Source organism: Pseudomonas petroselini (assembly GCF_045037875.1).
Taxonomy (GTDB): domain Bacteria; phylum Pseudomonadota; class Gammaproteobacteria; order Pseudomonadales; family Pseudomonadaceae; genus Aquipseudomonas; species Aquipseudomonas petroselini.
The window spans coordinates 1,730,865-1,744,646 of record NZ_CP173614.1 but is presented as its reverse complement, the minus strand read 5'-3'; the positions used below and the strand labels follow the sequence as shown (position 1 = coordinate 1,744,646).

The following is a 13,782-nucleotide window of genomic DNA, read 5'->3' as shown; positions in this document are numbered from 1 at the left end:
ACCGGCATTAAAAAGAGAACCAAAGGAGCTTCATTCATGAAACTGAGCAGCAAAGCGCTTCTGGCCCTGGCCATCAGCACCATCACGGCTACCGCCTACGCTGAAACCACCAGCCAGGACTTCGTTCCGACCACCCTGGCCGGCACCAGCGCACAAAGCGAGGCCAAAGGCTTTATCGACGGTCAAAGCCTGGGCGGTACAACCCGTAACTGGTATGCGAACGAAATGAAGTTTCGCAACGACCGCTTCAGCTACCGTAAAGACGGTGTGAAGACGCCGATCTCCCGTCGTATCAACTGGGCCCAAGGCACCATCCTCAACTACACCTCGGGCTTCACCCAAGGCACTGTAGGGGTCAGCACTGAAGTTGCTGCTTACAACTTCATCGCCCTTGATCGCGACCGCAAGGATATCGCCGGCGGCTCCAACCGTACCCTGGCGGATTCCGGCGGTGACGCTGTAGGCCAGTGGAGCAAACTGGGCCTGGCCAACGTCAAGTTCCGTGTGTCCAACACCACCTTGACCGCCGGTCGCCAGAATTTCAGCACCGGTATCGTCGACACCATCGGCAACCGCGCCCTGCCTTCAAGCTTTGAAGGTGTGAGCTTCAACAGCGAAGAGTTCAGCAACCTGTCGTTCCAGGGCGGTATCTTCGACCGCGTTTCGCCGCGTACCGAGCAGAGCCTGTCGAAATTCCGTTCCGAATACGGCAATGGCCAGGAAACCGACAAGGTCAAAACCCTGGGCTTCAACTACCAGCCGTTCAAGAGCCTGAAAACCAGCGTGTTCGCCGCTAACGTCGAAGACTTCTGGAACCAGTACTACTTCGGCGCTACCCATGAACTGGGTGATGCACAGACTCTGGCACTGACCACCGGCCTGAACTACTACAAAACCACTGACACCGGCAGCAAGAAGATGGGCAACATCGACAACGACACCTACTCGTTGTCCCTGGGCCTGACTCACCAAGCCCACAGCCTGACCTTCTCGTACCAGGAAGTGAACGGTGACGAGTACTTCGACTACCTGCACGAAACCAACGGCATCTACCTGGCCAACTCCCTGACTTCGGACTTCAACAGCCCGAACGAGAAGTCCTTCCAGATCGCCTACGGCATCAACATGGCCGAATACGGCGTGCCAGGCCTGAAGTTCAACGTCTACTCGGCTCGCGGTTGGGGCATCGACGGTACTCACTACAAAGGCACCGCCTACGGCGAAGCCGGCTCGTCGCGCAGCGACTTGCGCCTGATGGACGGCGAGAAGCACCAGGAATACGGTGTTGGCTCGTCCTACGCGATCCAGAGCGGCCCACTCAAGGCCACTACCATTCGTGCAACCTACGTGACTCACCGTGCCAGCTCCGAACAAGCTGACGGCAACATCAAAGAGTTCCGCCTGGTCACCACCATCCCATTCAACATTCTTTAATTAGCGCCAGGTAGACGGCGTGCTCAGGACGAGCCCGCCGTCTACGCTTGTCTGGTCCCATCGATTGCAGAGGGCTCTGAATGAAAATGCTCCCGCTACAAGCCGCTATGGCTGCCGCGCTGTTGAGCGTGGCGATCGGCGTTTCGGCCAAACCGCTGGTGGTCTGCACCGAAGCCAGCCCGGAAGGTTTCGACCCGGTCCTGTACACCACGGCCGTGACCGCTGACGCCGCTGCTGAAACCATGTTCAACCGCCTGGTGGACTTCAAGCCCGGCACCACCGAAGTGATCCCCGCGCTGGCCAAAGACTTGCCCGAGATCAGCGCCGATGGCCTGACCTACACCTTCCACCTGCGTGACGACATCAAGTTCCACACCACCGACTACTTCAAACCCACGCGCAACATGAACGCCGACGACGTGCTTTGGAGCTTCCAGCGCCAGCTGGACCCGAATCACCCATGGCATAAACAGTCCCTCGTGGGCTATCCGTACTTCGAAAGTATGGGTTTCAAGGAACTGCTCAAGAGCGTAGAGAAGACCGACGATTACACGGTCGTCTTTACCCTGACCCGTCCTGAAGCACCGTTTTTGGCCGACCTGGGCATGGCGTTCTCTTCCATCCATTCGAAGGAATACGCCGACCAGTTGCTCAAATCCGGCAAGACCGAAGACCTCAACGCCAAGCCCATCGGCACTGGCCCGTTCATCTTCACCCGTTATCAGAAAGACGCCCAGGCGCGATTCAAGGCCAACCCCGACTACTTCCGCGGCAAGCCGGCAGTCGACCCGCTGATCCTGGCGATCAGCACCGATAACAACGTGCGCCTGCAGAAACTCAAGGCCAACGAATGCCAGATCGCGCTGTTCCCCAAGCCGGATGACATTCCAAGCATCAAGAAAGACCCAAACTTGAAAGTCGATGAATTGGCGGCGATGACCACCAGTTACACCGCGCTGAACACCACCCACAAATACATGAGCGATGCGCGGGTCCGTCACGCAATCAACATCGCGTTCGACAAGGCCGGCTATACCGAAGCCCTGTTCGGCAAAGGCAATGCGGTGGTAGGTACCGGCCCTTATCCGCCGACCTTGCTGGGTTTCAGCGACAAACTGAAAAACCCGCCTCGCGACCTGGACAAGGCCCGCGCCCTGCTCAAGGAAGCCGGCGTACCGGAAGGCACCGAATTCACCCTGTTCACCCGTAACGGCGGCGGTCCGACCAACCCCAACCCGATGCTCGGCGCCCAGCGCATGCAGGCGGATCTGGCGCAGATTGGCCTGAAGGTCAATATCAGAGTCATGGAATGGGGCGAGATGCTCAAGCGTGCTAAAAACGGCGAGCACGACATGGTCTCGGCTGGCTGGGTCGGTGATAACGGCGACCCGGACAACTTCCTCACGCCAAACCTGAGTTGCGATGCTGCAAAAAACGGCGAAAACTACGCACGTTGGTGTAACAAAGAGTTTCAGGATTTGATCGACAAGGCGCGCGCCATCGCTGAACCCGGCCAGCGCGCTGCACTCTATGAACAAGCACAGGACGTTTTCGACAAGGACCAACCATGGCTTCCCATGGCTTACCCGAAACTGTTCACCGCCATGCGCAAGAACGTAGAAGGCTTTACCCAAAGCCCTCTAGGTACAAATAACTTCGCCACTACCCAGGTGAAGTAATAAGAGAAACGCTCGGCACCGCCCACCAGGGTGGTGCCGGACCTGCCTAACCGGCTGATTGAGGTACACCACAAGATGTTTAGTTTTATTGCCCGCCGACTGGGGTTATTGATCCCCACGTTTTTCGGCATAACGTTGCTCACGTTTGCGTTGATTCGCATGATCCCTGGCGACCCCGTCGAAGTCATGATGGGCGAGCGGCGCGTCGACCCCGAGATGCACGCACAGGCAATGGAACGCCTTGGCCTTAACAAGCCGTTGTATGCGCAATACCTGGATTACGTCGGCAAGCTCGCCCAGGGCGACCTTGGCGAATCGTTGCGCACCCGCACCAGCGTGTGGACTGAATTCACCGCCCTCTTCCCGGCGACCCTGGAACTGTCCATGGCCGCCCTGTTGTTCGCCGGTATCCTGGGCCTGTTGGCCGGGGTGATCGCGGCCTTGAAGCGAGGATCCCTGTTCGACCATGGGGTGATGGGCATCTCCCTCGCGGGCTATTCGATGCCGATCTTCTGGTGGGGCCTGATCCTGATCATGTTCTTCTCGGTAAGCCTGGGCTGGACCCCGGTTTCCGGGCGTATCGACCTGCTTTACGACATCGAGCCGCGCACCGGCTTCATGCTGATCGACACCCTGCTGGCTGACGAGCCGGACGCGTTCTGGGATGCGCTGCACCACCTGATCCTGCCGGCCATCGTGCTCGGTACCATCCCGTTGGCGGTGATCGCACGGATGACCCGTTCGTCGATGCTCGAAGTGCTGCGCGAAGACTACATCCGTACCGCCAAGGCCAAGGGCCTTTCGCCGGCACGCGTGGTATTCGTGCACGGCCTGCGTAACGCGCTGATCCCGGTATTGACCGTGGTTGGCCTGCAAGTCGGCACCCTGCTGGCCGGTGCGGTATTGACCGAAACTATCTTCTCGTGGCCCGGCATCGGCAAATGGCTGATCGAAGCCATTGGCGCGCGGGACTACCCGGTGGTGCAGAACGGCATCCTGCTGATCGCCTGCCTGGTGATCCTGGTGAACTTCGTGGTGGATATCCTCTACGGCTTCGCCAACCCACGCATCCGTCACCAGCGCTGAGATCATGACCATGACCACACCTACTCAAGTGTCAGCAGTCGATCAAAGCCTGCTGTACCCGTCCCCGTACAAAGAATTCTGGCAAGCCTTCTCCAAGAACAAAGGCGCGGTTGCCGGCCTGCTGTTCATGGCGCTGATCGTGTTCTGCGCGATCTTCGCCCCGTGGGTTGCCCCGCATAACCCGAGCGAGCAATACCGCGACTTCCTGCTGACCCCGCCGTCGTGGCTGGAAGGCGGGCAGATCCAGTTCCTGCTCGGCACCGACGAACTTGGCCGTGACTTGCTCTCGCGTCTTATCCAAGGCTCGCGCCTGTCGTTGCTGATCGGTTTGTCGTCGGTGGTGATGTCGCTGATCCCGGGCATCCTGTTGGGCCTGTTCGCTGGGTTCTTCCCGCGCTTGCTCGGCCCGACCATCATGCGCCTGATGGACATCATGCTGGCCCTGCCCTCGCTGCTGCTGGCGGTGGCCATTGTCGCGATCCTCGGCCCTGGCCTGATCAACACCGTGATCGCGATCGCCATCGTGTCGCTGCCGTCCTATGTCCGCCTGACCCGCGCTGCAGTGATGGGCGAGCTGAACCGTGACTATGTGACTGCCGCCCGCCTCGCCGGCGCCGGTCTGCCACGCCTGATGTTCATCACCGTGCTGCCTAACTGCATGGCACCGCTGATCGTCCAGGCCACCCTGAGTTTCTCCTCGGCGATCCTCGATGCTGCAGCCCTGGGCTTCCTTGGCCTTGGCGTACAACCGCCAACCCCTGAGTGGGGCACCATGCTGGCTTCGGCCCGTGACTACATCGAACGCGCCTGGTGGGTGGTGAGCCTGCCGGGTTTGACCATTTTGCTCAGCGTGCTGGCAATCAACTTGATGGGCGACGGTCTGCGCGATGCGCTGGACCCGAAACTCAAGAACGCCGCCTGAGGAGATTCCCATGTCACTGTTAGAAATCAAGAATCTCAACGTGCGCTTCGGCGACAAGACCGCCGTGCCGGTGGTCGATGGCCTCGACATTACCGTCGACAAAGGCGAAGTCCTGGCGATTGTTGGCGAGTCGGGCTCGGGTAAATCCGTGACCATGATGGCGCTGATGGGCCTGATCGAGCACCCCGGCATCGTCACCGCCGACGCGCTGAACTTCGACGGCAAGGACATGCTCAAGCTGAGCAACCGCCAGCGTCGCCAGATCGTCGGCAAGGACCTGGCGATGGTGTTCCAGGACCCGATGACCGCGCTGAACCCCAGCTACACCGTGGGTTTCCAAATTGAAGAAGTGCTGCGCCTGCACCTGAAAATGTCTGGCAAGCAAGCGCGCAAGCGCGCCATCGAACTGTTGGAAAAGGTTGAAATCCCTGGCGCTGCCAGCCGTATGGACGCCTACCCGCACCAGCTGTCCGGCGGTATGAGCCAGCGCGTGGCAATCGCCATGGCGATTGCCGGCGAGCCGAAGCTGCTGATCGCGGATGAGCCGACCACCGCGTTGGACGTGACCATCCAGGCGCAGATCATGGAACTGCTGCTGGCCTTGCAGAAAGAACAGAACATGGGCCTGGTGCTGATCACCCACGACCTCGCGGTCGTGGCCGAAACCGCCCAGCGCGTGTGCGTGATGTACGCCGGCCAAGCCGTGGAAGTCGGCCAAGTGCCGCAACTGTTCGACATTCCGGCGCACCCGTACAGCGAAGCCCTGCTCAAGGCGATTCCCGAGCACAGCCTCGGCGCCACGCGCCTGGCCACGCTGCCGGGTATCGTGCCCGGTCGTTATGACCGCCCGCAGGGTTGCCTGCTGTCGCCGCGCTGCCCGTATGTGCAGGAATCCTGCCGTACCCAGCGGCCTGGGCTTGATCCGAAAAGCAACAGCCTTGCGCGCTGCTTCTACCCCTTGAACCAGGAGGTGGCGTAATGGCCGTCGTTCTTACCGCCCGCGACCTCACCCGTCACTACGAAGTGTCCCGTGGCCTGTTCAAGGGCCATGCGTTGGTACGCGCGCTTAATGGTGTGTCGTTTGAACTGGAAGCCGGCAAGACCCTCGCCGTGGTAGGCGAGTCGGGTTGCGGCAAATCCACCCTGGCCCGTGCGCTCACGCTGATTGAAGAGCCGAGTTCGGGCTCGCTGAAAATCGCCGGTCAGGAAGTGGCCGGCGCCGACAAGGCCCAGCGCAAGCAATTGCGCAAAGACGTGCAGATGGTGTTCCAGAGCCCGTATGCCTCGTTGAACCCACGCCAGAAGGTCGGCGATCAACTCGGCGAGCCGTTGCTGATCAATACCAACCTGTCGGCCGCCGAACGCCGCGAGAAAGTCCAGGCGATGATGAAGCAAGTGGGCCTGCGCCCTGAGCATTATCAGCGCTACCCGCACATGTTCTCCGGTGGTCAGCGCCAGCGCATCGCCCTGGCCCGCGCCATGATGCTGCAACCGAAAGTGTTGGTGGCGGATGAACCGACCTCGGCACTCGACGTGTCGATCCAGGCCCAGGTGCTCAACCTGTTCATGGATTTGCAGCAGGAATTCAACACCGCCTACGTGTTCATTTCCCACAACCTCGCGGTGGTGCAACACGTCGCCGATGACGTGATGGTGATGTACCTCGGCCGCCCGGTGGAAGTCGGCCCCAAAGAAGACATCTACGCCCGGCCGCTGCACCCGTACACCCAGGCGCTGCTGTCGGCCACCCCGACCATCCACCCAGACCCGAGCAAACCGAAGATCAAGATCGTCGGCGAATTGCCCAACCCCCTGAACCCGCCGCCTGGCTGCGCGTTCCACAAACGCTGCCCGTACGCGACCCAGCGGTGCAGCACCGAGGAGCCGCAGCTGCGGCCGTTGGATAACCGCCAAGTGGCTTGCCATTACGCGGAGCAGTTTGTGGCTTAAAGCAACACGCTCCCTCAGGGGAGTTGCTCTTGTGGCGAGGGAGCTTGCTCCCGTTCGACTGCGTAGCAGTCGCCCGCTTTTGCGGGCGCTTCGCACCCCAGCGGGAGCAAGCTCCCTCACCACAACGGCCCGCGCCCACAGGGGGTCAAACAGTGGTAACGCGTTTCACAGCCCTTCCCACCCGGTTGCGCATCAGCCGGGTGGGAGGGGCTTTCTTTTGGTCAAGACCTACGTTTGGCTGTCGCCATCATCGTCGTCCGGGTCGTCACTGTCCGGCTCGTTCGTGGTGGAGTCATCATCGTCCTTGCTGCCACCCTGATCCTCGTCACCAGGCTCAGCTTCAGACTTGGCCAACTGCAGGCCCTTATCATGCGACGCCGAAAAGCTCGCCTGACCGCTCTGCACCGGGTTATGTGCCCAGGCCGCCGACATACCCAACGACATCAGCACCAGCACCTTTATCAACAGCACGACTCGTTGAAAAATACTCATGGTCGATTTCCGTCCAGTCAGTAGATGAAACCCGAACGACAGTGATCCACCGTCGCCAGTCCTTGAAGCTAGTTGTGATACTGGGTTTGCGCCAGCTATCAGGTGTCCCCGTCATCATAGGTTTCGCTGTCTTCCCCTTCGTTGTAGGGGTTTTCTGCGTCCTCTTTCGGGGCAGGCTGAGCCTGAGGTTGCCAACTGCCGGAGTTAACCTCCTGCTGCTTTTTCTTGGTGACAGGGCCGGTGTCTTTCCATTGGGGCGTTCCGGCGCCTGCAAGCGCCAATGAGGCGGACAACCCCAAAGCCCCGAGCAGCACCAGTTGAATGGCGCGTTGAGTTATACGCACGGTGGCCTCCTATTCCGTCGATGGGTAAGTGAAATACCTGAAACGCTAGACGGGATGTAAGGTTCTCGCCAATTCCACGCCTGGCTGAAAGCAAAATGTGGGAGGGGCCATGAAAAAGGGCGAAGCCATCACAGCTTCGCCCTGTTCCTTACCGCTCAGACCTTAATGGTGCTCGCGAGTCGCACGGAATTTCACATCCGGCCAACGCTCCTCCATCAACGCCAGGTTGACCCGGGTCGGAGCCAGGTAGGTGAGGTGACCACCGCCGTCCACCGCGAGGTTTTCCACCGCCTTGTTGGAAAACTCTTCCAGCTTCTTCTTATCGCTGCAATCGATCCAACGCGCGGAGTACACGGTGATCGGCTCATACGAGCACTCAACCTTGTATTCCTCTTTCAAGCGGCTCGCGACCACATCGAACTGCAGCACACCGACGGCGCCGAGGATGATGTCGTTGCTGCGCTCGGGGAAGAACACCTGGGTGGCGCCCTCTTCCGCCAATTGCTGCAAGCCTTGGCGCAGTTGCTTGGATTTGAGCGGGTCACGCAGGCGCACACGGCGGAACAGTTCCGGGGCGAAGTGCGGGATGCCGGTGAAGCTTAGGGACTCGCCTTCGGTGAAGGTGTCGCCGATCTGGATGGTGCCGTGGTTGTGCAGGCCGATGATGTCGCCGGCGAAGGCTTCTTCGAGCTGTTCACGCTCGGAGGAGAAGAACGTCAGGGCGTCGCCGATGCGCACGTCCTTGCCGGTGCGCACGTGGCGCATCTTCATGCCTTTGTCGTATTTGCCGGAGCAGATGCGCATGAAGGCGATGCGGTCGCGGTGTTTAGGGTCCATGTTCGCCTGGATCTTGAACACGAAGCCGGAGAACTTCTCTTCCACCGGTTCCACGGTGCGCTCGTTGGCGACACGGGGCAGCGGGCGCGGGGCCCAGTCCACGACAGCGTCGAGCACGTGATCGACACCGAAGTTGCCCAGGGCGGTCCCGAAGAACACCGGGGTCAGTTGGCCGTCGAGGAATTCCTGCTGGTTGAACGCGTGGCAGGCGCCTTGCACCAGTTCCAGCTGGTCGACAAAACGGTCGTACTCGTCGCCCAGGTGGGCGCGGGCTTCGTCGGAGTCAAGCTTCTCGATGATCTTGACGTCGGTGCGCTCGTGGCCATGGCCGGCGGTGTAGACAATGATGTAGTCGTCGGCCAGGTGGTACACGCCCTTGAAGTCGCGGTAGCAACCGATCGGCCAGGTGATCGGCGCGGCCTTGATCTTCAGGACGGCTTCGATTTCATCGAGCAACTCGATCGGGTCGCGGATATCGCGGTCGAGTTTGTTGATGAAGCTGACGATCGGCGTGTCACGCAAGCGGCACACGTCCATCAACGCGATGGTCCGTGGCTCGACGCCTTTACCGCCGTCGAGGACCATCAAGGCCGAGTCCACCGCCGTCAGGGTGCGGTAGGTGTCTTCGGAGAAGTCTTCGTGGCCTGGGGTGTCGAGCAGGTTGACCATGTGGTCGCGATACGGGAACTGCATGACCGACGTGGTAATGGAGATACCCCGTTGTTTTTCCATTTCCATCCAGTCGGAGGTGGCATGGCGGTCGGACTTGCGGGATTTCACCGTGCCGGCCACCGCGATTGCCTTGCCCATCAGCAACAGCTTCTCGGTGATGGTGGTTTTACCGGCATCGGGGTGGGAAATAATGGCGAAAGTGCGGCGTTTCGCGACTTCGGCGGCCTGGTGGGTCATGGGAAATCGCCTGGCAGGTGAGTCAAAAAAGGGCGGCGAGTATAGCGCAAACCCAGGAGGACGGACCACCGTTCAGCCCATTGGGGGTGGCTAAATGCTGCCAAGTGTGGAACCTTTTAAAAGGTAGAGACGTCCACTCCCCTGCTACCGCACTCGGAACAGGGGCTGATAAATCAGCAAGTTAGCCTGACGAGGCTGCGCTCATGGCTCGATCGCATACCGCGTTGCCGGTTTCGGCGAGCTGCATTTCGCGACCACATTCAGAGGCAGCCAGGCATGGCATTGCCGCCGGAGAATGTGGGCGCCGACAGAAGAAAAAAGGAGTCCGCCTGTGGCTATTCGCTATGGCAAAGGGCTGATAGGAGGAGCGGTTGTCGTCGCCCTCTTGGCCCTGCTGGTCCACTGGATCGGCATCAACACGATCGAACTGTACCGCGACGATTTGTTGTTTTACCTGCAAGCTCATTTGATCCTCGTTCTAGTCTCCATGCTGGCCGCCCTGATTGTGGGCATCCCCGCCGGTATCCTGCTCAGCCGACCGAACATGGTCGGGCGCGCAGAACGCTTCATGCAGATCTTCAACATCGGTAACACCGTCCCGCCCCTGGCCGTACTGGCCATCGCCCTCGGCGTTCTTGGCATCGGCAGCGGCCCGGCCATTTTCGCGCTGTTCCTCGCCTCCCTCCTGCCTATCGTGCGCAACACCTACGAAGGCCTGAAAAACGTTCAAGGCTCGCTGAAAGAAGCCGCCACCGGCATCGGCATGACGCCGCGCCAGGTGCTGTTTCGCGTGGAATTGCCCAACGCCGTGCCGATCATCATCGGCGGTGTGCGCGTGGCCCTGGCCATCAACGTCGGCACCGCACCGCTGGCGTTCCTGATTGGTGCCAACAGCCTCGGCAGCCTGATCTTCCCCGGCATCGCCCTGAACAATCAGCCGCAATTGCTGCTCGGCGCCGCGTGCACCGCGTTGCTGGCGTTGCTGCTTGACGGTCTGGTGACCATGGCCAGCCGCCTCTGGCTGGAACGTGGGTTGCGTCCGTCTTAAGGCTTGGCAAAGGAAATCACATGAAAAGACTGACTCTGATATTGAGCTGCGTCCTGCTGTTTGCAGGCATTGCGCAAGCCGCTGAAAAACCGTTGATCCGCATCGGCGCCCGGGTGTTCACCGAACAGACCCTGCTGGCCGAAATCACCTCCCAGTACCTGCGCACCAAGGGCTATCAAACCCAGGTGACCGGCGGCCTGGGCAGCAACCTGGCGCGCAGTGCCCAGGAAAGCGGGCAACTGGACCTGCTGTGGGAATACACCGGCGTATCGCTGGTGGCCTACAACCATGTCGACGAGAAACTCGACAGCGAACAGTCCTACGCTCGGGTTAAAGAACTCGACGCGAAAAAAGGCCTGGTCTGGCTCTCGCCGTCGCGCTTCAGCAACACCTACGCGCTGGCGTTACCCGAGAACGTGGCCAAGGAATTCCCGCAGATCAATAGCATCAGCGACCTGACCCAAGCCCTGGCGGAAAAAACCAAAGGCACGCGCCTGGTGGCCCTGGACACCGAGTTCGCCAACCGTTCCGACGGCATGGGCGGCATGGTCAAGCTGTACGACATGAACCTGACCCGCAAAAACACCCGGCAGATGGACGCGGGCCTGGTTTACACCGCGCTGCGTAATGGCCAAGTGTTCGCCGGCCTGGTCTACACCACCGACGGTCGCCTGAACGCCTTCAAGCTCAAGCTGCTGGAAGACGACAAGCACTACTTCCCGGACTACACCGCCGCGCCGGTGATTCGTCAGCAATACCTCGACCAGCACCCTCAGCTGGCCGCTGAGCTCAAGCCGCTGGCCGATCTGTTCGATGACAAAACCATGCGCGAGCTGAATGCGCGGGTCGACGTCGAGCATGAAAGCCCGTCCGCCGTGGCCGCAGATTTTCTGCGCCAACATCCGATCAACTAAAGAGGAGAAGACATGGAATTTTTAAACGCCTTTTCCCATCTTGATTGGGCCCAAGTCCTGCATCTGACCTGGCAGCACATCACTCTGGTCGGCATCGCGGTGATCCTGGCAATCGTCGTAGGCGTGCCCCTGGGCGTGCTGATGACCCGCTTCCCCACCTTGGCCGGCCCGCTGCAAGCCAGCGCCACGGTGCTGCTGACCGTGCCGTCCATCGCCTTGTTCGGCCTGCTGCTGCCGTTCTACTCCAAGTTCGGCCAGGGCCTGGGGCCGATGCCGGCGATCACCGCCGTGTTCCTCTACTCGCTGCTGCCGATCATGCGTAATACCTACCTCGCCCTCACCGGCGTGGAACCGGGTATCCGTGAAGCCGCCAAAGGCATCGGCATGACCTTCGGCCAGCGCCTGCGCATGGTCGAGCTGCCCATCGCCGTGCCGGTGATCCTCGCCGGTGTGCGCACCGCCGTGGTGATGAACATTGGTGTGATGACCATCGCCGCCACCATCGGCGCCGGTGGCCTGGGTGTACTTATTCTGGCTTCTATCAGCCGCAGCGACATGTCGATGCTGATCGTCGGCGCCGTGCTGGTCAGTCTCCTGGCCATCTTCGCCGACCTGCTTCTGCAATGGCTGCAACGCTCGCTGACTCCAAAAGGACTGCTCAAATGATCGAACTTCAAAACCTGACCAAGACTTTTCAAAGCAACGGCAAGACTGTTTCCGCCGTCAACGACGTAAGCCTGACCGTCAACGAAGGCGAAATTTGCGTATTCCTCGGCCCATCGGGTTGCGGCAAGAGCACCACGCTGAAAATGATCAACCGCCTGATCAAGCCCACTTCGGGCAAGATTCTGATCAACGGCGAAGACACCACCGACCTCGACGAAGTGACCCTGCGTCGCAACATCGGCTATGTGATCCAGCAGATCGGCCTGTTTCCGAACATGACCATCGAGGAAAACATCGTGGTCGTGCCCAAGCTGTTGGGTTGGGACAAACAAAAATGCCACGACCGCGCCCGCGAGTTGATGAGCATGATCAAGCTGGAACCCAAGCAGTACCTGCATCGCTACCCGCGTGAGCTGTCCGGTGGCCAGCAACAGCGCATCGGCGTGATCCGCGCACTGGCGGCCGATGCGCCGTTGCTGCTGATGGATGAGCCGTTCGGCGCGGTCGACCCGATCAACCGCGAGATGATCCAGAACGAATTCTTCGAGATGCAGCGCGCGCTGAACAAGACCGTGATCATGGTCAGCCACGACATCGACGAAGCCATCAAGCTCGGTGACAAGATCGCCATCTTCCGCGCCGGCAAGCTGCTGCAGATCGATCACCCGGACACGCTGCTGGCGCACCCGGCCGACGAATTCGTCAGCAACTTCGTGGGCCAGGACAGCACCCTCAAGCGCCTGCTGCTGGTGAAGGCCGAAGATGCCGCGGACAACGCGCCGTCGGTGAGCCCGGAAACGCCGGTGGCCGAGGCCCTGGAGCAAATGGACGAACTGGACCGTCGCTACGTGGTGGTCACCTGCGCCGAGAACAAAGCGCTGGGTTACGTGCGCCGCCGCGACCTGCACCGTCAGACCGGTACCTGTGGCCAGTATCTGCGTGAGTTCAACGCCACCGCGGCGTATGACGAGCATTTGCGCATCCTGTTGTCGCGCATGTATGAGTTCAACCGTTCGTGGTTGCCGGTGATGGATGCGGAGCGGGTGTTCCTGGGTGAGGTGACGCAGGAGTCGATTGCCGAGTACCTGAGCTCCGGTAAGTCGCGTGGGGGCAAGACCAGTATCGTGTCGCCGGCTGAGACTGCCCTGGCCTGACCTGACACAACACAGGTAAAAATGTGGGAGGGGGCTTGCTCCCGATGGCGGTGTTTCAGTCACTTCATCAGTCACTGATCCACCGCCATCGGGAGCAAGCCCCCTCCCACATTTAGCCTCCGGTGTGTCAGGGAAATGCCCTCAATTTCCCTTCAGCGGGGAACATCATTCCGTCACACCGGTCGGTTACATAAGTAGCTGCACGGCATCGCGCGACGAACGCGTGCAAAAACGCGACATTTTTAGTTGATCTATGGCCCCTCACGTCCTAAAGTTCGCGCCGAACGTCCATGCTGGAAACGATCCATCCGGCTCAAGTACTGACGACGAGACAGCAAGGCCAAGGG

At 60.3% G+C, this 13,782-nt stretch carries 13 protein-coding genes; 10 read left to right on the top strand and 3 right to left on the bottom strand.

Going from position 1 to position 13,782, the window contains the following annotated elements; translation table 11 throughout:
• Positions 1 to 36 precede the first annotated feature (36 nt).
• The 6 genes from ACI512_RS08125 (at position 37) to ACI512_RS08100 (ending at position 7,071) form a co-directional block, all read left to right on the top strand.
• Positions 37 to 1,434, top strand: a complete 1,398-nt coding sequence (locus tag ACI512_RS08125) for an OprD family outer membrane porin (RefSeq protein WP_231807756.1) — start codon at positions 37 to 39, stop codon at positions 1,432 to 1,434.
• Between the two features lie 80 nt (positions 1,435 to 1,514).
• Complete coding sequence (locus ACI512_RS08120; protein WP_064054743.1) at positions 1,515 to 3,113, top strand: ABC transporter substrate-binding protein; 1,599 nt, start codon at positions 1,515 to 1,517, stop codon at positions 3,111 to 3,113.
• Between the two features lie 75 nt (positions 3,114 to 3,188).
• Positions 3,189 to 4,199 carry an ABC transporter permease subunit gene (locus ACI512_RS08115; RefSeq protein WP_003171721.1) on the top strand — a complete coding sequence of 337 codons (1,011 nt, stop codon included), beginning with the start codon at positions 3,189 to 3,191 and terminating at the stop codon, positions 4,197 to 4,199.
• A gap of 10 nt (positions 4,200 to 4,209) precedes the next feature.
• The gene (locus ACI512_RS08110; protein WP_236378581.1) at positions 4,210 to 5,121 is read left to right on the top strand and encodes an ABC transporter permease subunit; all 912 of its coding nucleotides are present in this window, start codon (positions 4,210 to 4,212) and stop codon (positions 5,119 to 5,121) included.
• A 10-nt stretch (positions 5,122 to 5,131) separates the two neighbouring features.
• The gene (locus ACI512_RS08105; protein WP_012722187.1) at positions 5,132 to 6,100 is read left to right on the top strand and encodes an ABC transporter ATP-binding protein; all 969 of its coding nucleotides are present in this window, start codon (positions 5,132 to 5,134) and stop codon (positions 6,098 to 6,100) included.
• Positions 6,100 to 7,071, top strand: coding sequence for a peptide ABC transporter ATP-binding protein (locus ACI512_RS08100; RefSeq protein ID WP_012722186.1), 972 nt, complete (start codon positions 6,100 to 6,102; stop codon positions 7,069 to 7,071). Before ACI512_RS08105 ends, ACI512_RS08100 begins: the two co-directional genes overlap by 1 nt.
• A 228-nt stretch (positions 7,072 to 7,299) precedes the next feature.
• On the opposite strand, the gene ACI512_RS08095 is transcribed toward ACI512_RS08100, so the two are convergent.
• The 3 genes from ACI512_RS08095 to ACI512_RS08085 form a co-directional block, all read right to left on the bottom strand.
• Entirely contained in the window at positions 7,300 to 7,563 is a 264-nt protein-coding gene (locus ACI512_RS08095; RefSeq protein ID WP_236378582.1) for a hypothetical protein, read from the bottom strand.
• A 98-nt stretch (positions 7,564 to 7,661) separates the two neighbouring features.
• Complete coding sequence (locus tag ACI512_RS08090; RefSeq protein ID WP_012722184.1) at positions 7,662 to 7,907, bottom strand: hypothetical protein; 246 nt, start codon at positions 7,905 to 7,907, stop codon at positions 7,662 to 7,664.
• A 162-nt stretch (positions 7,908 to 8,069) separates the two neighbouring features.
• On the bottom strand, positions 8,070 to 9,653 hold the full coding sequence (locus ACI512_RS08085; RefSeq protein ID WP_012722183.1) for a peptide chain release factor 3: 1,584 nt from the start codon (positions 9,651 to 9,653) through the stop codon (positions 8,070 to 8,072).
• 295 nt (positions 9,654 to 9,948) lie between these two features.
• Between ACI512_RS08085 and ACI512_RS08080 the strand changes: the two genes are divergently transcribed.
• The 4 genes from ACI512_RS08080 to ACI512_RS08065 are packed head-to-tail and all read left to right on the top strand — an operon-like array spanning position 9,949 to position 13,435.
• Entirely contained in the window at positions 9,949 to 10,701 is a 753-nt protein-coding gene (locus ACI512_RS08080) for an ABC transporter permease (protein ID WP_252120892.1), read from the top strand.
• 20 nt (positions 10,702 to 10,721) lie between these two features.
• Positions 10,722 to 11,615 (top strand): glycine betaine ABC transporter substrate-binding protein, encoded by an 894-nt coding sequence (locus tag ACI512_RS08075; RefSeq protein ID WP_012722182.1) that lies wholly within the window; start codon positions 10,722 to 10,724, stop codon positions 11,613 to 11,615.
• 12 nt (positions 11,616 to 11,627) lie between these two features.
• Positions 11,628 to 12,281: an ABC transporter permease gene (locus tag ACI512_RS08070; protein ID WP_027604864.1), complete on the top strand. Its 654-nt coding sequence runs from the start codon at positions 11,628 to 11,630 to the stop codon at positions 12,279 to 12,281.
• The gene (locus tag ACI512_RS08065; protein ID WP_012722180.1) at positions 12,278 to 13,435 is read left to right on the top strand and encodes a betaine/proline/choline family ABC transporter ATP-binding protein; all 1,158 of its coding nucleotides are present in this window, start codon (positions 12,278 to 12,280) and stop codon (positions 13,433 to 13,435) included. Before ACI512_RS08070 ends, ACI512_RS08065 begins: the two co-directional genes overlap by 4 nt.
• Positions 13,436 to 13,782: the final 347 nt, after the last annotated feature.

Coding starts and splice junctions, on each gene's coding strand:
- ACI512_RS08115 (WP_003171721.1), top strand. CDS start 3,189: ATGTTTAGTTTTATTGCCCGCCGACTGGGGTTATTGATCCCCACGTTT.
- ACI512_RS08105 (WP_012722187.1), top strand. CDS start 5,132: ATGTCACTGTTAGAAATCAAGAATCTCAACGTGCGCTTCGGCGACAAG.
- ACI512_RS08110 (WP_236378581.1), top strand. CDS start 4,210: ATGACCACACCTACTCAAGTGTCAGCAGTCGATCAAAGCCTGCTGTAC.
- ACI512_RS08085 (WP_012722183.1), bottom strand. CDS start 9,653: ATGACCCACCAGGCCGCCGAAGTCGCGAAACGCCGCACTTTCGCCATT.
- ACI512_RS08095 (WP_236378582.1), bottom strand. CDS start 7,563: ATGAGTATTTTTCAACGAGTCGTGCTGTTGATAAAGGTGCTGGTGCTG.
- ACI512_RS08125 (WP_231807756.1), top strand. CDS start 37: ATGAAACTGAGCAGCAAAGCGCTTCTGGCCCTGGCCATCAGCACCATC.
- ACI512_RS08080 (WP_252120892.1), top strand. CDS start 9,949: ATGTGGGCGCCGACAGAAGAAAAAAGGAGTCCGCCTGTGGCTATTCGC.
- ACI512_RS08065 (WP_012722180.1), top strand. CDS start 12,278: ATGATCGAACTTCAAAACCTGACCAAGACTTTTCAAAGCAACGGCAAG.
- ACI512_RS08120 (WP_064054743.1), top strand. CDS start 1,515: ATGAAAATGCTCCCGCTACAAGCCGCTATGGCTGCCGCGCTGTTGAGC.
- ACI512_RS08070 (WP_027604864.1), top strand. CDS start 11,628: ATGGAATTTTTAAACGCCTTTTCCCATCTTGATTGGGCCCAAGTCCTG.
- ACI512_RS08100 (WP_012722186.1), top strand. CDS start 6,100: ATGGCCGTCGTTCTTACCGCCCGCGACCTCACCCGTCACTACGAAGTG.
- ACI512_RS08075 (WP_012722182.1), top strand. CDS start 10,722: ATGAAAAGACTGACTCTGATATTGAGCTGCGTCCTGCTGTTTGCAGGC.